Consider the following 20,643-nt stretch of genomic DNA (forward strand, 5'->3'; position numbering starts at 1 on the left):
ACAACGGCTGTCGCGGCTGAAGCCGCTCCCGCGACGGTCGCTTACTGCGCGCTCTAGGAGGGCGTGCGTCACTCCGACGACGGCGCATAGCCCTGCAGCGCGGTGCGCACCGCGTACAGCGTGTCCATCCGCGGCACCGGACGCAGCAGACGCTGCAGCACGCGGCGGCGCTGCGGCAGGCGCACCCAGTCCTGGCCCTGCAACCACAGTTGGGTACGAATCATCTCGGCGCGTTCCTGGCGGCTTTCCGCCGAGGGCTGCAGGCGCTGGCGCAGATAGTCCAGCACCTCGCCGCCCGAACGCGCCCATTCGATGCCCGGTAGCGCCGGCAGCCACAGTTGCGAGCACGACGCCGCGGTCAGATCCAGTCCGCGCGCGCGCAGCCGCAACAGCGGCGGACACTGCGAGCGCAGTTGCTGCAGCACGGCTGGCGGGATCGCGGCTCGGTAGTAGCGCAACATCAGCCGCAGCGGCGGCCATACCCACCAGGCGTCGGTACCGGTCAGCATCTGCCAGTCGCTGGCGCGCATGCGCGGGGCGAGCAAGGCCAGGTCGTGCAGGTGCATCAGCCGCAGGCTGCGGCTGCACAGTCCGCCGGCCGCGTGCAGCAGCAGGTGGCGCATCAGCGCGCCGTTGCTGGGGTAGGGATTCAGGCCGGGCCTGCCGTCGCGCGGCAGGAGTTGCGTACCGAGGTCGACCGTGCGCAGCGGCAGGCGTTCCTGGATGCGCACGTGCAGTTCGATGTTGATCGGCGTGTCGCGGTGCTCGCCCAGGCCACCCACCGCCTGCGCCTGCGCTGGACGAAAGGTCTGGTGCTTCCACTGCGCGAACTCGGCCACGTAGCCCAGCGCGGCGAGCAAAGTCGCGGCACGCTCGGCGTCCTCGGGGCGCACCAGCAGGTCGATGTCGGCCATCGGCCGGTCGCCCGGCCGATACAGGCCTTGCGCATGCAGCGCCGCGCCTTTCAGCGGCACGATCGCCAGGCCGGCGGTCTGCGCCAGGGCGTCGATTCGCTGCAGCAACGCGGCGATGCGCTGGTAGCGCTGCGCCACGTGTTCGCGTTGCCCCTCCAGGAACGCGCGCCACGGCCGGTCCGGCCATTGCGAGCGCTGGCTCAGCAGTGGCGCCACGCCGTGCGCGACCGCCGCGGCTGCGGCCAGTTGCCAGTGCAGGCCGCTCCAGTCCGGCATCGGCGCACCGGGGCGTGCCAGCTCATGCGCCAGGGTTTCGGTGGCCAGGCGCAGGCCACGGCCGATGCGCCGCAACGGCAGGTGTGCCGGCGTCGCCGCGGCTGCCGCTGTCGGCAGGTCGGCCGCCACGGCCGGAGACGAGGGCGTCGCCAGGTCGCTCATGAGCGCTGCACCAGCGGGATGCGGCGGCTGCCGCCGGCGGCGACCGCCTTGGCCGCCGGTGCTGGCGGCGCGTCGGTCCGATGCTCGGCTTCGCGCGCGATCAGCGCTGCCCAGTCGGCGTCCAGCGCCGCCCAGTCCTGCGCGTGCGTCGGCGCCGGGCGCGCATCCTCGCGGCATTGCAGGTCCACCTGCCGGTGCAGCAGATCGCGTACCTGGCGGTAGAACGCCGAATCGTAGGCGCCACGGAACATCATCGCCAGGTCGTCGCTGTCCTGCCAATGGGTCTTGCGCCCGAGCTGGTCCTTGACCTGCTGGTAGAACACGGTGCCGGGCAGCGGGTAGGACACGCTGACGCCGATGTCGTCCGGGCGCGCCTGCGCCACCAGCCGGCGCGTGGCGAGGATGTCGTCGAGTTGCTCGTCCAGGTAGCCCAGCTGCAGGAAGAAGCCGACGCGGATGCCCTGCGCGCCCAGCCGCTGGCGCGCGGCGATCACGCCGTCCACGTCGGTGCCCTTGGTCATCTTGTCGAGGATGCGCTGGCTGCCGCTCTCCGCGCCGATCCAGGCCTCGCGGCAGCCGGCCCGCGCCAGGGCGGCGGTCATGCGCTCGCTGCACAGGTCGGCACGGGTCTGGATGGTGAAGGGCACCGCGCCGTCGGCGGCGGCCAGCGCATCGGCGAAGTCCTCCACCCAGTCCACGTGGAAGCCGAAGATGTCGTCGGCCATCCACACATGGTCGGGCGCGAAGCTGCGCTTGAGCTGGGTCATCTCCGCGGCCACGTCCTGCGCCTCGCGGCGCTTGTAGTGATTGCCCCAGATCGGCTTGGCGCACCAGTTGCAGCGGAACGGGCAGCCGCGCGAAGCGGCCATGTTCAGGCTGAAATGGCCGTGTCGCTGCTGCCAGAACGCGCGGTAGCGCGGGATATCCAGCAGGTCCCAGGCCGCCGTCACCGACAGCCGCGGATCCGGCGGCCGCGCACCGATCTGCGCGCGCTTGAGTTGCGGCAGCACCGCGCTGGCCACCTCGGCGAGGCCGGCCACCCAGCGCGCCGGGCCGATGTCCGGTTCCACCTGCAGCCGCGCCACCAGGTCCAGCAAGGCCGCGATGCCTTCGCCGATCAGCACCGCGTCGGCACCGGCCGCAAGGAACGCCTCCGGATGGTCCGAGGCGTCGGAGCCGGCGACGAGTACCCGGCTGCCGCCGGCGCGCGCCTCGGCGATCATCCGGCACGCGGCCTCGCGCATCCGGCTCAGGCACATCTTGGTGAGGAAGTTGAAGTTGTCCTCGTAGAACACCACCAGGTCCGGCCGCTGCGTGCGGACGGCGTGGTCGTAGTCCTCCACGCCCTCGGCCAGCATCGCGTCGAACAGCGTCACCTGGTGTCCGTGCTGACGCAGCAGTGCCGCCACCTGCAGCGTGGCCAGCGGCGGGTACGGTTTGCCGCGTTCCCATTGCTTGGGGTCGTAGCGCAGGAAGTAGGAGTGGCTGACCTGGATCTTGAGCATCGGCGAAAGGTCTCGTTCGGCGCCGCGGGGGAGGGGCGCATGCAGCGATGGCCGCGCGCAGGTGGCCGTGGCGGTAGGTGCCGGGGCTGCGCCGTTTGGTTGCGCGAAACACCGGCATGACCCCGTGCAACCTTTGGTCGCGGCAGGCGCACCCACGCTGCATCCACCCAAGCGACTCTTCTCCGATGCAGCGATCGACCGTGCGTGTTCTGGACGTGGCAACAAGCGACCACGCCACGCCAGTCGTCGCTGCGGGTGGTGCCTGCGATCCGTTCCACACCCAGCTGCGGCGCCCCCACACCCTCAGCAAGCAGCTGCTGGGTGGACGCTTCCACTTCGAGAGCAACAGTCCGGCGCTGCTGGCCTTGGTGGAAGCGGCATTCGGCGCGGTGCCGGCGCATCGCCTGCCGGAGAGCGCCGCGTTCCGCATCGAACTGACCCTGGTGGACCGCGGCGACGCGCCCTACGCGCTGGCAATGGAGCCGCCGCCGGTGCAGACCCATTCCGGCGCGGGTGTATTGAGCGGGGTGATCGATGCGCACAACTACGTCGTGCTGGTGCCCGAGCAGCGCAGGGCGCTGGTGGTGGTGTCCGAGGACATGCTCGCGCACGCCTACCAAGTGCGTTACGAACTGATCGAGTTCGCCGTGTTCGTGCTTGCCGCGCACGGCATGCGCCTGGTGCCGCTGCACGGCGCCTGCGTCGGCCGCGACGGCCGCGGCGTGCTGCTGCTCGGCGGCAGCGGCGCCGGCAAGTCGACCCTGGCGCTGCACAGCCTGCTGCGTGGGCTGGAGTTCCTTGCCGAGGACGCGTTGTTCGTCGCCCCGCACTACCTGCTCGCCACCGGCATCGGCAACTTCCTGCATCTGCGGCCGGAACTGTTGCACCTGCTCGATCCGCAGACCCGCGCCTGGATCGCCGCGGCGCCGATGATCCGCCGCCGCAGCGGCGCGCTGAAGCACGAGGTGGACATCCGCCAGGGCGAGGGGCGCCTGGCACAGGCACCGTTGCGGCTGGCCGCGGCCGTGTTCGTCTCGTCCACCATGGCCGCCGATCCGCAGCGGCTGCTGCAGCCGATGCCCGACGCGGACGTGGCGGCACGCCTGGCCGCGGACCAGCCCTACGCCGCGTGCCAGCCGCACTGGCCGTTGTTCGCGCGCCAGTTGCAGCGGCTGGGCGTGTACGAACTGCAGCGCGGCACGCATCCGGAGGCCTCGGTCGATGCGGTGCAAACACTGTTGGCCTGATCCCGTGCAAAACGTGACGGTGCCTGCGACGTGCATCGCCGGCCCAGGGGAGTGCGGATGGCGCACCGCGTCGATGGTCCGCCGCATGGATACCCACCGATGAGCACACGTCCGGAACCGGCATCGCACTTGCTGCGCGCCTTCGTCGCCGTGCTCGGCCGCGGCGAACGCCTGCGCATCGCCTGGTACGTGCTGCTGTCGCTGCTCGGCGCGCTGGCCGGCGCGCTGGCCGCGGTCGCGCTGGTGCCGCTGGTGCAACCCGGCCACGTGCTGACCCTGGCCGGCCACGCCTTGCCGTTGCCGACCGGCTTCCTCGCGCAGACCCTGCTGTTCGTCGCCGCCAGCAGCGGCTTCGCCCTGCTGCGTTGGTGGGGCACACGACTGGCCGCGGACCTGGCCAGCCGCCACGCGCTGGACCTGCGCCGGCAGGTACATGCGCGGCTGCTGCAGGCGCCGCTGCCGGCCCTGGCCGACGCCAGCTCGGCGGAAATCGCCAACCTGCTCACCTACAACGTCGAGATCGTGGTGCAGGGCTTCAGCGCGCTGCTGCAACTGCTGGTGGCGGCGATCACCGCGGTGGTGAGCCTGGCCGCGGCGTTCCTGGTCTCGCCAATGCTGGTGCTGGCACTGCCGCCGCTGCTGGCGCTGGGCCTGCTCGCCTTCCGCATCGCCGGCCACGAACAGGCCCGGGTCAGCCGGCAGTACGTCGCCGACATGACCCGGCTGTTCTGGCTCAGCGAGGATTTCCCGCGGCGCCTGCGCCACGTGCGCTCGTTCGCCCGCGAGGCGCGCGAGCAGGAAGCCTACGAGGCGATCGCCGGTCGGCTCGCCTATGGCTACGCGCGCCAGCAGGCGCTGGTCGCCTCCGGCCGCCTGTTGCTGGAACTGGCGGCGGTGGCGGCCATCGCCGCGATCATGCTGCTGGCCGGGGTGTGGCACGGCATCGACCGCGGCGCGCTGATCACCGTCGGCCTGCTGCTGGGGCGGCTGCTGCCGTACCTGGTCTCGACCCGACAGAGCGTGCAGCAACTGCGCTCGGCCGCGCCGGCACTGGAACTGTGGCAGCGCTACGTCGCGCTCGGCACGGTGCCAACGCCACCTGGCACCGTGGCGGCACAGCCCAGTGCGGCGACAGAAGCGACGGCGCCGATCCAGATCGAACGCATCGGCCTGGCGCCGCCGCTGGCCGCGGTGGCCTTGACCGGTCTGGTCCTCGCGCCGGGCACGCTGACCCTGATCAGCGGCCCATCCGGCGTCGGCAAGAGCAGCCTGATGGACGCGCTGGCCGGCATGGTCGCGCCACCGCAGTTCGCCGCGCACTGCGACGGCCGTGCGCTCGACTTCGCCGGCTACCGCGCCGCGCTGCAGCCCTTGGCCTATGTCGCCCAGGGCGTGCGGCCCTGGCAGCACAGCGTGCGGCAGTGCCTGGCCTGGGCGGCGCCGAGCGCGAGCGAGACGGCGATGTGGGAAGCCCTGCGCGACGTCGGCCTGGCCGCGCGCCTGCAGGGCGGCGCCGGCCTGGACACCGCCGCGCACGGCGCCGGCGCGCGCCTGTCCGGCGGCGAACTGCAGCGGTTGCTGCTGGCCCAGGTGCTGCTGCGGCAACCGCGCGTCGCCTTGCTCGACGAAGCCACCAGCGCGCTCGACGCCGCCGCCGAACAGCAGGTCCTGAGCACGTTGCGGCGACGGCTGCCGCAGACCGCCCTGGTCGCGGTCTCGCACCGCCTCGGCCTGACCGCCATCGCCGACCAGTGCGTGATGGTGCAACGCGGGACCGTGTCGCCGCTGCTGTTGGCTGATCGGGCTTCCTGAGCCGACAGCATTCCCTCAGCGTCGCACTCATCAGCAGGGGCCGAACTCCGCTCAGCCCGCTACAGCCTACTGCTTCGTATGCGTCAGGCAGTCGGATATTTGGGACCAGCAGAAAAACAAAACCCCGCAAGCGGGGTCTTGTTCCTAGGCCATGCCATCTGGACAGGCAAGGCTAAATGGCCACACGCCCCCTACGGGATATCGCACTTCATCTTTCCATCCACGTAGTACGGCTTGGGGACGTCCGGATTCTGGCTGGTCTTCTCGAACACCACCTCGAACGAGTTGGCGTCCGGCTTGCCCTTGCGTTCGGTGCAGGCGTCCTGCAACTTCTTCTTGACCGCGGCGATGCCGGCGTCGCGGTTGGCACCGTCGGCGCTGTTGGTGAGATTGGCGACTTCGGCGAAGGCCGGCGAAGCAAGGCCCAGCAAGCTTCCTGCGAACACGAGTGCGTGCAGCGTCTTCATGGCGTCTCCTTGTTTTGATGTCCGTACGCGGTGGGAGGCGTGCGTTGCGGCGCATGCGGCAATGCCCGGCGCCGCGGCCGCCCTCCAGCGCGGAGCTAGGATAGGGAGTGCTGGTTAAGGCTTCGTAGGGATCGGCGCGCAAGACCGTCGCAGCAACATTCGACAGGTTAACGCAACGCATTGACGCGGCGCTGGGTCTTCGGGCCGAGCGCATGCTTTGACATGCGCCGGCTCGCCCATGGACGCACAGGCCGCGCAGGACGACTCAGCGACTACTCAGTCCGCGGCGCCTCGTAGTTCTGCCCAGGCTGCAGCGTGGTGACGTAGGGGCCGTTCCAATCCCGGTCGAAGATGCGCGTCAGCGTCTCGGCTGGCCCCTTGCCCTTGACGAACACCGAGGCGTCCACCGCGGTATTGAAGTAGCTCCATTCCCAGTTGCCGGTGCCGATCACGCTGCTGCGGTCGTCGGCCACCGCGTACTTGGCGTGCTCGACCCGCGCATACGGGATGAAGCCCTGCGGCGCCGGCGGCAGGCGGCTGAACTTCACCGCGATGTTCGGCAGTGCGGCCAGGCTTTTCAGATAGGCCTGCATCGGTTCGCGCAGCGCCCAGTCGGCGACGATGATGTGCACCTGCACGCCGCGGGCGGCGGCGTCGCGGATGGCGCTGTCGACCGGCGCCCACCAGCCCTTGGGCCCGAAGCTGCGGATCGCCGAGAGCGTCATCACCTGGATGCGCAGCGCATGCTGGCTGGCGCGGATCATCTCGACCAGGGCCGGCTCCTCGGCGCTGACCCATGCCGGCTGCAGCGCCGGCGGGCTGAAGGCGGGGAAGGCGACCACCGGCGCGTCGCTACCGGCATCCAGCAGCACCGGATCGGTGGCGGTGACCGGAACGAAGTCCGGCGGCTGCACGCCGCGCGCCTGCGCCTTGGCCAGATTGCCCTCGTCGGCCAGGCGCCAGCTGTAGTCGAAGCTCGCGGCGAAGGTCTTGGCGAAGCGCGCGTCGTCGATGCGCGCGCCGATCTCGTGGATCTGCTCCAGCGCCCGCCAATCCCAGTTCTGGCTGCCGACGAACACGCTGGCATCGTCGACGATCATGTACTTGGCATGCAGCACGCCGCCGGTCAGCATATCGACCGGCAGCACCCGCACGGTGATACCCGGCACCTTGCCCAGCCAGGCGACGCTGTCCGGGTTCTTGGCCAGGAAGGTGTGGTCGACCAGCAGGTGCACCGTCACGCCGGCGCGGGCGCGGGCGGCCAGTGCGTCCAGTACCGGCGTCAGGCCGGTGCCGGGCTTCTCGGAGATGTAGAACGCGGCGATGTCGATGCGCTGCCTGGCCCCGTTGATCATCGCCAGCCAGGTCTGCTGGGTGCGCGGCACGCCGGGTTCGCCGTAGACGCTGGCCTCGGGCACGCTCTCGACGATCTGGAACTGCGAGGGCTGCGGCCGGGCCTCGGCGCCGGTGGCTGCCGACAGCAGCAGGCAGGCCATGGTGGCGGACAGGAAGCGGCGTGCGGGATGCACGCTGGCGATGGAAGCGAGAGGCACGTTGGGTGTCCTTGCGGGAGCGTGGGAAGTGGATGCCGGGCGGCGATGCGCGTGCATGCTACCGGCAGCTGTCGTAGCTTGGCAGCCTGCTTTGCAGCGCATATGTCAGTGAGATGGTGACGGCCAAGTTGGCGTTCCCGTCCAGGGGCGTCAGCGCTTCAAGGCAGAGCGCGCCACCAATGCGCACGCAGGCCGCGGCCGACCTTCATCGCTTGACCACTCACGGTTCTGATTGGATCAGGGCGTCGCGATGCCGCGCCGCGCGGCGTTCGCAGAAGGAATGCATCGCCGTCCAACGGCACCGGCGACCGCGTCGTGCCGCGCGCGAGGGTTCAGGCGCGACCTTCGGCGAATGCGGCCTGCGCCTGCGCAAACCACTGCAGCACCTGCTGGCGATGCGGCTCGCCCCAGCAGCGCACGAACTGCTGGGTGTGGTGGTCGGTGAGATCGTTGAGCGCGGCGATGCGTTGCGCGACGTAGGCAGGCTCCAGTCGCAGGCCGCAGTCGACCTCGATGCAGTGGCGCCAGGCGGTGTAGCTGTCGGGAATGATGGAAGAAGACATGAAGATCCCTGGAGTTCGGCGCCCATCGCGGCACAGGGCAGCCGTGCGAGGCGCGTCGGTGGTGGCCGGATGCGAACCGCGGCTGACTGACGGTAACGGCAGGCTTGCACCCGCGCTCGATAGTTCACTAATGTTATAGTGTAACTCAACCGATGCACTGCATATGCGACCTGGCATTCCCCTGATCCTGTTGCTCCTCTCCGCCAGTTCGCCAGCCGCCGCTGCGATCCGCCACCATGGCCCGCACGTGCACGGCCAGGCCAACCTGGAGGTCGCCGTCGACGGCACCGCCGTGGACGTGCAGCTCAGCGCACCCGGCATCGGCATCCTCGATTTCGAACACCCGACGCGCGATGCCGGCGAGCGCCAGCGGCTGGAGGCCGCGGTCGCCACCCTGCGCGGTGCCGGCTGGTTGCAGTTCCCGGTCGCGGCGGCCTGTTCGTTGCGCAGCGCGCAGGTCACCACCGAGGGCTACGACGTGGCGATGGCCGATCCGGACGAGCCCGGTCACAGCCATGCCGAGTTCCACGCCCGCTACGCGTTCAACTGCACGCAGCCGGCGCGGCTGGATCACCTGCAGGTGCTGTTGCCGCAACGTTTCCCCGGGCTGCACACGGTGCTGGTCGATGTCGCCACTGCTGCGGGCCAGGGCCGCACCGAGGTGGTGCCCGGGCAGACCCGGGTGAAGCTGCCGGAATGAACCAGCACCACGTCGTCGAACTGACCGAGGTGCGCTTCGGCTATCCCGGCGCCGCCGCTCCGGTGCTGGACATCGCATCGTTTGCGCTGCCGCGTGGGCAGCAACTGTTGCTGCGCGGCGCCAGCGGATCGGGCAAGAGCACCTTGCTGGCGTTGATCGCCGGCGTGCTGCAGCCCACGGCCGGCTGCGTGCGCGTGGCCGGGCAGGACCTGGCGGCCTTGCGCAAGGCCGCACGCGATCGCTTCCGCGCCGACCACTGCGGCGTGGTGTTCCAGCAGTTCAACCTGCTGCCGTTCCTGAGCACCCGCGACAATATCGCGCTGGGCCTGCAGTTCTCGGCGCGCCGCGGCCGGCTGGCGGCGGGCACGCAGGCGCTGGACACCGAGATCGAACGGCTGATGGTCGCGCTGGGCCTGGACGTGGCGGCGCTATGGTCGCGCCCGGCCGCGCGCCTCAGCGTCGGCCAGCAGCAACGCGTGGCCGCCGCGCGCGCGTTGATCGCACGGCCGCCGCTGCTGCTCGCCGACGAGCCCACCTCCGCGCTCGACCCGGTCGCGGCGCAGGCCTTCCTGCAGTTGCTGTTCGCCGAGTGCCGGCAGGGCGGCACCAGTTCGATCGTGGTCAGCCACGATCCGTCGATCGCGCCGCTGTTCGACGCCCAGGCCGACCTGGCCACGCTCAACCGCGCCGGCGCCGGAGGTGCACGATGAGCCTGTTGAAGCTGGCCCTGGCCAGCCTGCGCAGCCGGCGCCTGGGCGTGGCCTTGACCGTACTGGTGATCACCCTGAGCGTGACCCTGCTGCTGGGCGTGGAGCGGATCCGCACGCAGGCGCACGAAGGTTTTGCCAGCACCGTGTCCGGCACCGACCTGATCGTCGGCGCGCGCTCGGGCCCGGTGAACCTGTTGCTGTACTCGGTGTTCCACATCGGCGACGCCACCAACAACGTGTCGTGGAAGAGCTACCAGGACCTGAGCGCGATGCCCGAAGTGAAGTGGGCGGTGCCGCTGTCGCTTGGCGATTCCTATCGCGGCTACCGGGTGGTCGGCACCAGCACCGGATTCTTCGAGCACTATCACTATGGCGCGAAGCACCCCCTGGCGTTCGCGCAGGGCAGGGCGTTCGACGACCTCTACGATGCGGTGATCGGCGCCGACGTCGCCGCCGCGCTCGGCCGCCATCTCGGCGACGAGATCGTGCTGACCCATGGCACCGGGCGCATCAGCCTGGCCAACCATGCCGACAAGCCGTTCCGGATCGTCGGCATCCTGCGTCGCACCGGCACGCCGGTGGACTCGAGCGTGCTGGTCTCGCTGCAGGCGATCGAGGCGATCCATATCGACTGGCACTCCGGTGTGCGCCTGCCGGGCCAGCACGTCAGCGCCGCGCAAGCGCGGGCGATGGACCTGACCCCGGACACCATCACCGCCTTCATGCTCGGCCTGAAGACTCGCATCGCCACCTTCTCGGTGCAGCGGCGGATCAACGAGTACCCGGAGGAAGCGATGCTGGCGATCATGCCGGGCGTCACCCTGCAGCAGCTGTGGGGCACGCTGGGCACCGCCGAAGGCGCCTTGCGCATGATCGCCTCGCTGGTGGTGCTGCTCGGCCTGGTGTCGATGGTCGCGCTGCTGGTGGCGACGCTGCAGGAGCGCCGGCGCGAGATGGCAATCCTGCGCGCGGTCGGCGCACGGCCGCGCGACATCGCCTGGCTGCTGCTGTTCGAGGCCGGCCTGGTCACCGTGGTGTCGTGCGCACTGGCGCTGCTGGCGGTGACCGCGGCCAGCTGGCTGGCGCGCGGCTGGGTGCTCGATCATTTCGGCCTGGCGATCAACCGCATCGCACCCAGCGCGGCGGAATGGGGCTGGCTCGGCTGCGTGCTGCTGGCCGGCGTGCTCGCCGGCATCGTGCCGGCCCTGCTGGCCTATCGCCGCACCCTGGCCGATGGCCTGTCGCCGGAGCTGTGAGCATGACCCGCTGGATCCTTCCCTTGCTGGCGCTCGCACTGCTGTGCGGCTGCGGCCGCCAGCAACAAGCCCCCATCCCGGAAAAAGCGCAGGCGACAGCGGCGGCGCAGCCAGCACCGACCAAGGAAGCGGCGATCAACCCGCCACTGGGCGAGCCCGATGCCGACGGCTATCGCGAGCTGGACTGGAGCGCGATGCTGCCGCCGGCCGAGCTGAAGGCGCTGGAAAACAGCGACGAAGCACCGGTCAACCACACCGGCAAGCGTGCGATGCCGCAGACCGGTACCTACAACACCGTGGCCGCCGTGCTGGCGCGCAAGGTGCGCCTGCCGGGCTACGTGGTGCCGCTGGACAGCGACGACGCCGGCCGCGTGCGCGAGTTCCTGTTCGTGCCGTACTACGGCGCCTGCATCCACGTGCCGCCGCCGCCGCCGAACCAGATCGTGCATGTGCGCTTGGACAGCCCGATCGACCCGCCCGACATGTACAGCCCGTTCTACCTGACCGGTCAACTGCGCGCGGAAACCCTGCACGGCGAACTCGCCGGCACCGCCTACACGATGGAGCAGGCGCACCTGCATCCCTATGAAAAAGGCTGATCGCCATCTCCTGCTGGCTGGGGTGCTGTGCCTGCTGGTGGGCTGCCACGGTGATGGCGGGAAGCAGCCGGGCGCCACGCCGACACCATCACCGGCCGCAAAGCACACAGCCGCAGCCGCCGACGCCGTCCCGGACACAGTGGAACGCTGGGAACAACTGGCACCGGCCAACGACATCTACCAGCGCCCGCCGCCGCGGATCGGCACGGCGTGGCGGGGCGACTCCGCGGTGCTGGATCAGCCGGCGCCGGTCGACGATGGCCCCTCGGTGGTCAACGGCATGCCGATCGACCATTCCGGCACCCAGCGCGCCGCGCAGTTCGGTTCATCGCAAGTGGTGAAGGGCCTGGAAGGCAAACGCTTCGCCCTGGACGGCTACGTGGTGCCGCTGGAAAGCGACGACCAGGGCAAGGTCAGCGAACTGCTGTTCGTGCCGTTCTATGGCGCCTGCATCCACGTACCACCGCCGCCACCGAACCAGATCCTGCACGTGGTGCTGCGCACCCCGATCGACGTGCCGGAGCTGTGGGACCCGTTCCACCTGCAGGGGCGGCTGCATCTGGCCGACTTCAAGGCCGATATCGCCAATGCCACCTACGAGGCGGAAGACGCCACGCTCACCCCGGTGCAGGGCTGAGGGCACGGTCCGATGCGCCTGAAGTCGCCGATGCGTTTGGCGATCGCGATCGCCGCCTGTGGCGTCGTCGTTGCCGGCGGCGTGCTGTTGGCATTGCGCACGCACGGGCATGTGGCACCGACACCGCGTGCCGCTGCTACCACCGCGATCCACCCGCCAACTGTGCCCGCATTTCATGTCGCACCATTGTCCGAAGATGCCGCCGACAAACGCATCACCACACTGCTGCAGAGCGATCCCGCATTCGCGCGTGACGCCACATTCCTGATCGTGGCCAGCGTCCGCGAACGCTGCGCACCGGCCCATTCTGGTGAATTGGCCAAGATGGCCAACCGCGCCCGCCTGCCGATACTGGTCGCAACATCCGAGGTGACGACGCGCGAACCCGACCTGGACCATCCGATCTACCAGGCGATCCAGCGCACCGCCGCCGCTGCGCCCTGCGGCCGCGCGCTCGACCTGACGGCGACCGGCCTGCCGCTGCAACTGGACCCGGAACGCTACGCGGCGGCATTCCCCGACAGCTACTACCAACCCACGCTGGACACCGTGCCGCACGAGTATGCCGGCCAGCCGCTGGCCACCCGCGCCGCGCAGGAATGCCAATCGATCGCCTACGCCGTGCTGCCGCTGGGCCGGGACGGCTGGCAGTGCAGAGCGCTGTGGTCCGGCATGCGCCCGCGGATCCTCAAGGCCTGCGAGCAGGCCCGCAGCGAAGGCGGGCAGGGGGCTGGTGAGGCGATTCCGCCGGAGGTCGCGAACCGGCTGACGCCGGTGGTGGCTGGCATGTTGGAAAAATTGCCTCAATACTGCCGGTAAGTATACGGCCCTTTGTGACTTTGCTTCAGTTGCGGGATGAGTGAGCAATGATGAGAAACGCGCAGCTAAACCGGATCCCTAGCATTGAATTGCAGTTGCTCAAGTGGATTGAACTGGTTGATGAGGGGAATATTCCGGATTGTGTGAATCTACAGCGCGCTGGCACACGACTTTGGATCAAGCGCGCCCGACAACGCTTGCCCGGCTTTGGCGATGATGTGAGGGTGCTTACCTTGAGCAACGTCCAGGTCAATCGCCGATCACAAGGAAAGGGCTGGTTTACCGGGTTTTTAGACTTGTGCGACACCTTGATGCCCTGGCCTGCTCTCTATGTCGAGTGCGTGCAGAATGAGCGCCTGGCCGACTTCCTCAGTCGACAAGGATTCATTGCACTGCAATACGATAATTTCTATCGCCCATCCAAACGCTGGCGCGCAATCAATAGCTGGACTTCCGAAGATATCAGCGACGCGCAGCGCGCGGCCAATAGTGCTCATGTGCATTCGCTTTTTGATGAGTCCGCAGCGATCGCCGAACTTGCTGGAATGCTAAACCTACCTTCGGCCTCCAGGCGACTCCGAGGAAACTTGGATCAAGCGGGGGATTAGGAAGATTTATCGGGGTAGGGGGAGAGCCGCTACGCCTCTTCGCCCCGGGCGGTACGCGCACGTGTAAAGGCCACCGAACCTAAGCCCCGCCTCCTTCCGCGCTTCACGAATCAGCCTTATAGCCCCTCCCAGGACTCTGGACACCGCACGAAATAGTTGCACTTGCCCTAAAGGCTCCGCACTATCTGCACTCTTGTTAGCTAATAGCGAGTACGAATTCATGGTATCGAAGGCTGTCAGTGTCCTTCAAGATCAACGTGTTGGCTGCGTTTCAGTCATGACGGAGGTCCCCGTCGGTCGCTACTTAGAACTTGTTGATGCCGCGTACTCGAATCGAGGCGGCATTGAAGGGCAGCGCGAGCCGCTTCGCACAACTTCAGCGTTGAGAATTCGTCGACGAATGGTTGAAGACATTCAGAAGGGGGCGGTCCTCCCTCCGGTTGTTATAGGCGTTGTACTTCAGCCCGCGCAATTCAGTGAATTGTCGCTACCGACATACTCTGACGTCGAAACGTTGTTGCGAGGCGTGGATAACGACAAGATTTCGATCATCGATGGCATGCAGCGATCTACGGCTATCAGGGAGGCCTTTCCTGATGCACAGTCTTCTAACTATGAGGTCCGCGTAGAGTTCTGGATCGCGGACAAGATAAATAGCCTCCTGTACCGCATGCTGGTCCTTAACACAGGCCAAGTCCCGTGGAATTTGCGACGTCAAGTGGAAGTGATTTTCAATTCTGTGACCAAGCAGATTGAGGAATCCGTCACCTCCGTGACTATTCTCAGAACGGACGATGCCAAGCGCCGAACGAGGGGGGGCGTCTATCAAGCTGATGATTTGATCGAGCTCTTTCTTGTCTTTGGCGCGCGAAAGGAAAAAGTTGACGTTCGAAAGCAACTATCTGATGAGTACACGCGCCTTGATTTGATCGAGGCATCTTCAGAGCAAACGTTCGTGCAACGCTTCTGCGATTTGTTCGAGCTCATGGCGAGACTAGATGTTGCTTTCGATATGTACAAGGGCGCCGATTACAGTGCGGAAGGTGGCAATCGCGAGGGTGAATCGTCGCGTTTCCAGAAGGGATATGACCTTTTCTCTAGCCAACCGGCTCGGGTAGGGTTTGTCACTGCCGCAGCAGTATATTTGTACGGAAGGCCGGGCACTGAAATCGATAATGCGAAGACTCAAGACCGGCTTGAAAGGGTTAAGAAGGGGGCGTCGGACCTAGTGGCGTCTCTCAATCAAAAGTCCCCGTCAGAACTGGGTGGTTTCTTGAGATTAGATACATTGAACGAGACTATTGTGCGCAAGGGAAGCACTGGCGGCGTCGGCGATTTTGAGCGCGAGTATTTCTTCAAAGCCTTCCAAGTTCTATTTGAAGAAGATTTCGTGATTTCATCCTTAGAACCGTGCTGGCGTGCGTTTTAATAGACGATGGCTCGCAATATGGTCCGTACAAATGAAGCCGCGTTTCGAGCGTTCTCAGTTCGCCTAGTTAGTCGCCAGGCTGAAGACGCTAAACGATGGATAAAGACTAATGATGCCGAAAAATCTTGGCTAAAGAATGTTGAATGGATTGATGAATTTCGCTTCGACCCCAATAACTGGATAATTCAGTGTCGCCACGAAGGGCGGCTCTATTATATCACGATTGGTTTTGAGCTAGATGATCTAACTGATCAAGAGCCGCTCCAAGATGTAGAGCTTAACGCAGGACTGTTTACCGCCCTCTTGGCAGAGAAAGAGATAGTTCGTCCAGACGTCGATGAGATCGAAGTGCTCGATCGAGCACTGATTCCCGCCGGGGATGGTTACGATGGGCAACACTGGGAAGACCTGAGGGATCTTTGCAGGCCCATCGCGCTATTAAGTGTCGTTTCCGATACGCCGATGTCAGAAGCAAAGAGCGCCGAATCAGCGTTACAGCGGTCCGCGCTTTATTGCATGGCTTCGGCAAAGAAGATGCGCTCCTTACCCTACTCAAGTCGCGCCGTTGATTACTGTAAAACGCTTGCCTCTGACATTGATGCGCGAGTGCCGTGGGGGCTACTTGCCTACGCCTTGGTTGCCGTCAGGTGGGATCACGCCTACCTTGAAGTGTACAGATGTATCGAACGCCTCTTTCCGCTGCCAAAAATGCTAGAGCTGAAACAGACTCTTCAGGTTCATTATCCTGGACTCACTCTATCAAAAGACATCGAAGGCACGTTGGGTTGGCGCCAAAGAGAGGAGGACGGGATGATTTCTCTTTTTGAAGCGGCGGATGCACTGAGCTGTCGCTTCTACGGTGCCTATTCGGCTCACTGGACTGATGGTCCAGAGGAACATACTGTCAAGAGCATGGCGCAGCATTTCTATAAGTTGAGAAATTCCATCGTTCATTTTCGTCCAATTACTGAGCAGCAACCCTTCACTTACCAAAGATGGGTTGTAGTAATGGAGCATTTTATAGAGTTGATGGCTGAGCTTTACCGGGAGTTTGCGGATGAGCTTTGAATTCCCGCCCTGCCGATGAATGCGGTGCTATTTATGGAGAGCGAACTAGTGCGCTGAGCCAAACCTGAGTAATCGAGAAGCCTACGCAAAAAAATGACTTGAGAATGATGCCTTAGAACGAGCGGACAAGACGCATAGCCGTCTGTCCGCCTACCGCTAAGAATCTTCAAGCAAGCGCGCCGCGGGGTTCGCTGAAGCACTACCGGTCTGGAAGTAACCAATCACGCTCGACACCGCTCGGTGCTCGGTCAGCTGCATGATGGCTGGCAATGCCCCCCCCTGACGACTGGCCTCGGTCACGAACCCCGAGCGCAGGCTGTGCCCACCAAAATCCCCCTCCAGTCCAGCCAGTCGCGCCCGCCGCTGTACGATCTCGCCTACCGCGGCCGGAGACAGGGCAGGGCCGACGCGCTGCTTCCACAGCCGTCGGAAGATCGCCCCTTCGGTGATCCCGGCTGCGTCCAGCCAGGCCTGCAGCGCGAGGGCGGCCCGATCGAGCACCGGCTTGTCCGGGGTCGAATTCGCGGTGACACCGGCCTGCTGGGTCTTGCTGTGCTCCAGGCGGTAGATGTAGCCCGCCTCGCCGATCCGGCGCAGGTCGCGTAGGTCGGCGGCGGCGATCTCACTGCGCCGGCGCCCGCCGCTGGCAAACCCGAAGCAAAGTAGGGCGCGATCCCGTATTCCTTCCAGGCTGTCGTCGCAGGTGGTCAGCAGGGCTTCCAGCTCGGGCAGGGTGATCGCGGTCTTCTTGCGCGGCCGCTCGTCGCGTTTGACGGCGGCTCGGGCGGCGCGGCTGAGCACGGTACGGATCGCTGGATGTTCGCAGGGATTGAGCGCCTGTTTGAGCCTGTGCGCGGTGGACAGCACGGCGACCCGATGCCGCACGGTGGCCAAGGTCCAGGGCCCAAGTTTGGCCTTCAGGCCGGACGCCACCATGGCCTGGTCCACGATCGGCGGCAGCTCCCACGCCAGCTCACCGTCAGTCGAGCGGCGCTGCACGTGGTCGACCACAAACTGCAGCACGGTGGCTTCGGGCACCGGCGGTGCGAGCTCGATGCCCCGTAGCGCGCGGCATTCCAGCCGGCCCAGTAGCGCAGGGCACTGGTGTAGCTGCGGGTGGTGTTCTCGGCCGCTGCTTCGGCCAGCAGCTCGCGCACCATTCGGGCAAGACTAGGCCGTGGCCGTCGCTGCGAGCACGGGCACTGACAGATCTGCGGCGGGGATGGCCGGCCGCACACCCGTCCGGGGATGCATTCAATTTCGCATAATGTATCTTATGTAAAGACAATCGTGTCACCTCAGGATGCTGAAATTGTTCGACCCACAACGCTGAAGCTTCTCACGAGAGCTGTAGCCGAAGGCCCCCTGTAGCAACCAATCTGGAAGAAGTTTCGTTGCATTCGGGCTGCCAGCGATCAGTGTGAACGCAGTAGGCTTCAGTAACAGTTCGATTACGCCGAGGCGATCCAGGCGGTCCAGTTGCAGATAGCTGTTCTGCAGGTCGGTTGCTTCAAACAAGTCGCTGAGCTGGACCGAGATGTCTTTGTAGATTGGATCGATACTGTTTTCGAGGTCGATGAGAACACTCTTGCCGATCAAGTTCAGGCTGGCCACTGCTACCCAATCGTAGCCCGCATCCAGCATCATGCAGAGCCCTCTAGCCAGTCTGTAGGCCTCCACAATCGGGTGCATGTAGGCATCGGCGTTGATAGATCGATAGCTGATCTCGTTTCCACACTGCCCTGACACACTCCCATACTGATGCGAGCCCAGATCGAGTCTGAGCGCGTCCATCAGCGAAGCTCCGCGATCGAGGTCCGACTTGTTTTCGCCCCACAGCCGATGAAGCAATTCGCGCCTCAGAAAGCGCTCATATTCACCAAGCGCGTGATATAGCCAGATCATCGCCACGCCGGTGTTGCTCAAATGCGCGCGCAGTCTACTCAGGCCCTTGATCGGATCCTCGAGGTGGTGCATGACGCCACTGGAGATGACCACGTCGAAATCCATCTCCAAGTCGAGTTCCAGCAAATTACATTGGTGATACTCGATGTTGGGGACGTTATTGCTGGCTGCCATCTTCCTGGCCGCGTCCAGTGACGCAGAGGTCATGTCAACGCCAATGACCTGGGCCTTGGGAAACATCTTGGCGACGCCATTGGCACGCTGGCCTGTTCCGCATCCAGCGTCCAAAATCCGCTTGCCAGCGAAGTCTTCGTCCGGGAAAAGGACGCTCAGCATGTTCCCGTTGTCCCGAATCAGCCCGTTACCGACGATTGGGCTTGGATAAGGGAACCTTTCGTACATCTGCTTCACGTCATTCGTCGTTCGCTGGCTGCCGCAAGCTACGGATGGGCGGAAATTCGCTCCGCCACCATTAGCGATCGCCTGCGCCGCCGCATCGAGCGTGGGCGAGAAGTCGGGTTCATCCTTCATCCTTGGTCCTATTGGCAATCTGCTCATTGATTAAAGTAGGGAAAAGTTGCAGGCGTTGCCCACTTGCCGCTGCCGTCCACAACGATGAGGTCGCGCTGACCCTCGACGCCTGGCATCTGTTGTGGTCGCGTGCGGTCTACACCAGCACGAAAGCAATTTGCGGGGAGTATCATTGGGCGACGACGTCAGGCTCAGCACCAGTTTCCAGATCCGTGCGAAATCCATTGCATATCCTCTAGAGAAGGTACGCCGTTGAGCGCCAGCCGCTGGTTTATCCGTCCCGATCCTCGGCCATATGCCGCCATGCGCCTGGTCTGTCTGCCGTATGCCGGCGGATCGGCAGCCACATATATCCCGTGGGCCTCCAGTCTGCCCGGCAACGTGGAACTTGTCTGCGCGCAGCCGCCAGGGCGTTCTTCCCGCATGGGCGAGCCTGCGCACACTTCGATGGAGGCGATGGTGACCGATCTGAGTGCTGCGTTCGTTGGCTTGTTCGACAAGCCCTACCTGCTGTTCGGCCACAGCCTGGGCAGCCGGGTAGCTTATGCATTCGCACGTCGGTGCGCGTCGTTCGGGCTGCCCGGTCCTACCCGGCTGATTGCATCGGGCAGCCGCGCGCCGCACGTGCCATCGAACCGTGCCAGCATCCATGACCTGCCCAAGGACGACTTCATAGCCAAGCTGCGTGAACTGGATGGGACGCCGGAGGAAGTGCTGGGCAACGCGGAGCTGTTGGACCTGCTGATTCCTTTGCTGCGCGCCGACTTCAGGATCGCGGATGTCTACCGGGCCGGGCCGCAGCCGTTGGACTGCCCTGTCACCGTCCTGGCCGGCATCGATGACCACGAGGTGACTCAGGCCGATGTCGACGCCTGGAGCGAGCTCACCACCGGAGCGTGCGAGGTCCATTGGCTGCCCGGTGACCACTTCTTCGTTAACGAGCAGCGTGTGGAGGTGATCGCAAAGGTCAACCGCGCCATCGCGCAGGCCAGCGGCGTGCTGGCCTAGGCATCGGCACGCCTGCCGATGGCGCCCTGCCCCCACGCCCGCCCGACAGGGTGGAGTGAGCGGCAGGGTCATTTCACGAAAAATGTCGTCCTGGCGACACCGGCATTGTTGGTCATGCCGGTCCAGGCGCGGATCTGGACCTCATAAATGCCGGGGCCTTGTGTCGTGAGCTGGGTTTCGTAACGGCTGGTTGTGGCATTGAAACGCATCGTTTGGGGCTTTTGCTTCTTTCCATCGATCCAGAGATACGCTTCAACGTCTGTTCCGTCAGCCTTCCAGGGGCCGTCGCTCGACAGCCCGCAGCCGCACATCAGCGTGACCGATGCCTCCAGTGGGATCGTCGAGTTCGCCTTGACCCACTGATATGCGGTGGGTGTTGTCAGGTCGACGATCAGTCCAGGCAACTCGAGCAGCCAACCGTCGCCGGCCGTCACGTGGCGGCCCGGGAGTATCCATTGGCTGCTAGCGACTGTGGTCGCCGCTTGCGGCTGGCTCATCGGCCCGGTGACCGTGGCGGTGACGCGGCGCGCATCGGTCAGGTCGAGCGTGGCCTTGAATACGCTGGAATCTGGCGTGGACAGGGGAGCGCGGCCCTGCAGGATGCGCTGGGTATCACCGGTCGAGCCTTGGGTCATGCCTTTCGCCAGCACCTCGCCCGTATCCGCATCGGTGAGCGTCACCAAGGCAGATGCCGTGTAGCCGCCGATGAACTTCGCGCCGCGCGCCAGCACGCGCACTTCCACATCGGTGCGCTCCGCCTGTGCTGGTACGCTGACCGCGAGCGCCAGGATCAGCGCGCAGGCGCCGATGGCGCGTCGCGAGTAAAGGTAAGCAAGTGAGTTCATCGAGTCGTTTCTCCTAAGGTTCATATCTG

19 protein-coding genes and 1 pseudogene are annotated in these 20,643 nt (G+C 65.7%); 12 read left to right on the forward strand and 8 right to left on the reverse strand.

Translation table 11 applies throughout. The annotated features are described in order from the left end of the window. Nucleotides 1-68 precede the first annotated feature (68 nt). Entirely contained in the window at nucleotides 69-1,352 is a 1,284-nt protein-coding gene (locus tag SLW52_RS19535) for a nucleotidyltransferase family protein (RefSeq protein ID WP_267092227.1), read from the reverse strand. Next, on the reverse strand, nucleotides 1,349-2,857 hold the full coding sequence (locus tag SLW52_RS19540) for a radical SAM protein (RefSeq protein WP_152236910.1): 1,509 nt from the start codon (nucleotides 2,855-2,857) through the stop codon (nucleotides 1,349-1,351). The genes SLW52_RS19535 and SLW52_RS19540 overlap by 4 nt, the downstream gene beginning before the upstream one ends. A gap of 185 nt (nucleotides 2,858-3,042) precedes the next feature. Here SLW52_RS19540 and SLW52_RS19545 point away from each other — a divergent pair, with 185 nt between their 5' ends. Further along, a complete protein-coding gene (locus tag SLW52_RS19545) occupies nucleotides 3,043-4,104 on the forward strand; it encodes a serine kinase (RefSeq protein WP_320740989.1) in 1,062 nt (353 codons plus the stop codon). Between the two features lie 99 nt (nucleotides 4,105-4,203). Beyond that, on the forward strand, nucleotides 4,204-5,916 hold the full coding sequence (locus tag SLW52_RS19550; RefSeq protein WP_320740988.1) for an ABC transporter ATP-binding protein: 1,713 nt from the start codon (nucleotides 4,204-4,206) through the stop codon (nucleotides 5,914-5,916). A gap of 191 nt (nucleotides 5,917-6,107) precedes the next feature. Here SLW52_RS19550 and SLW52_RS19555 read toward each other — a convergent pair whose 3' ends face one another. The 3 genes from SLW52_RS19555 to SLW52_RS19565 form a co-directional block, all read right to left on the reverse strand. After that, on the reverse strand, nucleotides 6,108-6,383 hold the full coding sequence (locus tag SLW52_RS19555; RefSeq protein ID WP_267105827.1) for a hypothetical protein: 276 nt from the start codon (nucleotides 6,381-6,383) through the stop codon (nucleotides 6,108-6,110). Between the two features lie 272 nt (nucleotides 6,384-6,655). Beyond that, complete coding sequence (locus SLW52_RS19560; protein WP_320740985.1) at nucleotides 6,656-7,936, reverse strand: phospholipase D-like domain-containing protein; 1,281 nt, start codon at nucleotides 7,934-7,936, stop codon at nucleotides 6,656-6,658. A gap of 332 nt (nucleotides 7,937-8,268) precedes the next feature. Further along, entirely contained in the window at nucleotides 8,269-8,499 is a 231-nt protein-coding gene (locus tag SLW52_RS19565) for a hypothetical protein (RefSeq protein ID WP_017913716.1), read from the reverse strand. A gap of 190 nt (nucleotides 8,500-8,689) precedes the next feature. On the opposite strand from SLW52_RS19565, the gene SLW52_RS19570 reads away from it, so the two are divergent. The 9 genes from SLW52_RS19570 (at nucleotide 8,690) to SLW52_RS19610 (ending at nucleotide 16,325) form a co-directional block, all read left to right on the forward strand. After that, on the forward strand, nucleotides 8,690-9,199 hold the full coding sequence (locus SLW52_RS19570; RefSeq protein ID WP_267105828.1) for a DUF2796 domain-containing protein: 510 nt from the start codon (nucleotides 8,690-8,692) through the stop codon (nucleotides 9,197-9,199). Next, complete coding sequence (locus SLW52_RS19575) at nucleotides 9,196-9,909, forward strand: ATP-binding cassette domain-containing protein (RefSeq protein WP_043092026.1); 714 nt, start codon at nucleotides 9,196-9,198, stop codon at nucleotides 9,907-9,909. Before SLW52_RS19570 ends, SLW52_RS19575 begins: the two co-directional genes overlap by 4 nt. A gap of 2 nt (nucleotides 9,910-9,911) precedes the next feature. Continuing rightward, complete coding sequence (locus SLW52_RS19580) at nucleotides 9,912-11,165, forward strand: ABC transporter permease (protein ID WP_320741031.1); 1,254 nt, start codon at nucleotides 9,912-9,914, stop codon at nucleotides 11,163-11,165. A 2-nt stretch (nucleotides 11,166-11,167) separates the two neighbouring features. Next, nucleotides 11,168-11,764: a DUF3299 domain-containing protein gene (locus tag SLW52_RS19585; protein ID WP_017913712.1), complete on the forward strand. Its 597-nt coding sequence runs from the start codon at nucleotides 11,168-11,170 to the stop codon at nucleotides 11,762-11,764. Further along, a complete protein-coding gene (locus tag SLW52_RS19590) occupies nucleotides 11,751-12,401 on the forward strand; it encodes a DUF3299 domain-containing protein (RefSeq protein ID WP_320740980.1) in 651 nt (216 codons plus the stop codon). The genes SLW52_RS19585 and SLW52_RS19590 overlap by 14 nt, the downstream gene beginning before the upstream one ends. A 12-nt stretch (nucleotides 12,402-12,413) precedes the next feature. Beyond that, nucleotides 12,414-13,220 carry a hypothetical protein gene (locus tag SLW52_RS19595; RefSeq protein ID WP_320740978.1) on the forward strand — a complete coding sequence of 269 codons (807 nt, stop codon included), beginning with the start codon at nucleotides 12,414-12,416 and terminating at the stop codon, nucleotides 13,218-13,220. Nucleotides 13,221-13,270: 50 nt separating this feature from the next. Next, the gene (locus SLW52_RS19600; RefSeq protein WP_320740976.1) at nucleotides 13,271-13,828 is read left to right on the forward strand and encodes a hypothetical protein; all 558 of its coding nucleotides are present in this window, start codon (nucleotides 13,271-13,273) and stop codon (nucleotides 13,826-13,828) included. Nucleotides 13,829-14,048: 220 nt separating this feature from the next. Further along, complete coding sequence (locus SLW52_RS19605; protein WP_320740974.1) at nucleotides 14,049-15,257, forward strand: hypothetical protein; 1,209 nt, start codon at nucleotides 14,049-14,051, stop codon at nucleotides 15,255-15,257. 6 nt (nucleotides 15,258-15,263) lie between these two features. Then, entirely contained in the window at nucleotides 15,264-16,325 is a 1,062-nt protein-coding gene (locus SLW52_RS19610) for a hypothetical protein (RefSeq protein WP_320740973.1), read from the forward strand. Between the two features lie 156 nt (nucleotides 16,326-16,481). On the opposite strand, the pseudogene SLW52_RS19615 reads toward SLW52_RS19610, so the two are convergent. Both SLW52_RS19615 and SLW52_RS19620 read right to left on the reverse strand, forming a co-directional pair. Further along, nucleotides 16,482-17,485 (reverse strand): annotated as a pseudogene (locus SLW52_RS19615) (site-specific integrase). Between the two features lie 133 nt (nucleotides 17,486-17,618). Continuing rightward, nucleotides 17,619-18,761, reverse strand: coding sequence for a class I SAM-dependent methyltransferase (locus SLW52_RS19620; RefSeq protein ID WP_295937770.1), 1,143 nt, complete (start codon nucleotides 18,759-18,761; stop codon nucleotides 17,619-17,621). A 252-nt stretch (nucleotides 18,762-19,013) separates the two neighbouring features. Here SLW52_RS19620 and SLW52_RS19625 point away from each other — a divergent pair, with 252 nt between their 5' ends. Further along, on the forward strand, nucleotides 19,014-19,769 hold the full coding sequence (locus SLW52_RS19625; RefSeq protein WP_295937774.1) for an alpha/beta fold hydrolase: 756 nt from the start codon (nucleotides 19,014-19,016) through the stop codon (nucleotides 19,767-19,769). A gap of 68 nt (nucleotides 19,770-19,837) precedes the next feature. On the opposite strand, the gene SLW52_RS19630 is transcribed toward SLW52_RS19625, so the two are convergent. Beyond that, nucleotides 19,838-20,614 carry a hypothetical protein gene (locus tag SLW52_RS19630; protein WP_320740972.1) on the reverse strand — a complete coding sequence of 259 codons (777 nt, stop codon included), beginning with the start codon at nucleotides 20,612-20,614 and terminating at the stop codon, nucleotides 19,838-19,840. Nucleotides 20,615-20,643 lie beyond the last annotated feature (29 nt).

Origin of the sequence: Xanthomonas sp. LF02-5 (assembly GCF_034105325.1) — a bacterium.
GTDB lineage: Bacteria > Pseudomonadota > Gammaproteobacteria > Xanthomonadales > Xanthomonadaceae > Xanthomonas_A > Xanthomonas_A sontii.

Bases quoted from the DNA above. Each gene is read 5' to 3' on its own strand.
- SLW52_RS19535 (WP_267092227.1), bottom strand. From the start codon at position 1,352: ATGAGCGACCTGGCGACGCCCTCGTCTCCGGCCGTGGCGGCCGACCTG.
- SLW52_RS19540 (WP_152236910.1), bottom strand. From the start codon at position 2,857: ATGCTCAAGATCCAGGTCAGCCACTCCTACTTCCTGCGCTACGACCCC.
- SLW52_RS19545 (WP_320740989.1), top strand. From the start codon at position 3,043: ATGCAGCGATCGACCGTGCGTGTTCTGGACGTGGCAACAAGCGACCAC.
- SLW52_RS19550 (WP_320740988.1), top strand. From the start codon at position 4,204: ATGAGCACACGTCCGGAACCGGCATCGCACTTGCTGCGCGCCTTCGTC.
- SLW52_RS19555 (WP_267105827.1), bottom strand. From the start codon at position 6,383: ATGAAGACGCTGCACGCACTCGTGTTCGCAGGAAGCTTGCTGGGCCTT.
- SLW52_RS19565 (WP_017913716.1), bottom strand. From the start codon at position 8,499: ATGTCTTCTTCCATCATTCCCGACAGCTACACCGCCTGGCGCCACTGC.
- SLW52_RS19575 (WP_043092026.1), top strand. From the start codon at position 9,196: ATGAACCAGCACCACGTCGTCGAACTGACCGAGGTGCGCTTCGGCTAT.
- SLW52_RS19585 (WP_017913712.1), top strand. From the start codon at position 11,168: ATGACCCGCTGGATCCTTCCCTTGCTGGCGCTCGCACTGCTGTGCGGC.
- SLW52_RS19590 (WP_320740980.1), top strand. From the start codon at position 11,751: ATGAAAAAGGCTGATCGCCATCTCCTGCTGGCTGGGGTGCTGTGCCTG.
- SLW52_RS19595 (WP_320740978.1), top strand. From the start codon at position 12,414: ATGCGCCTGAAGTCGCCGATGCGTTTGGCGATCGCGATCGCCGCCTGT.
- SLW52_RS19600 (WP_320740976.1), top strand. From the start codon at position 13,271: ATGAGAAACGCGCAGCTAAACCGGATCCCTAGCATTGAATTGCAGTTG.
- SLW52_RS19605 (WP_320740974.1), top strand. From the start codon at position 14,049: ATGGTATCGAAGGCTGTCAGTGTCCTTCAAGATCAACGTGTTGGCTGC.
- SLW52_RS19610 (WP_320740973.1), top strand. From the start codon at position 15,264: ATGGCTCGCAATATGGTCCGTACAAATGAAGCCGCGTTTCGAGCGTTC.
- SLW52_RS19620 (WP_295937770.1), bottom strand. From the start codon at position 18,761: ATGAAGGATGAACCCGACTTCTCGCCCACGCTCGATGCGGCGGCGCAG.
- SLW52_RS19630 (WP_320740972.1), bottom strand. From the start codon at position 20,614: ATGAACTCACTTGCTTACCTTTACTCGCGACGCGCCATCGGCGCCTGC.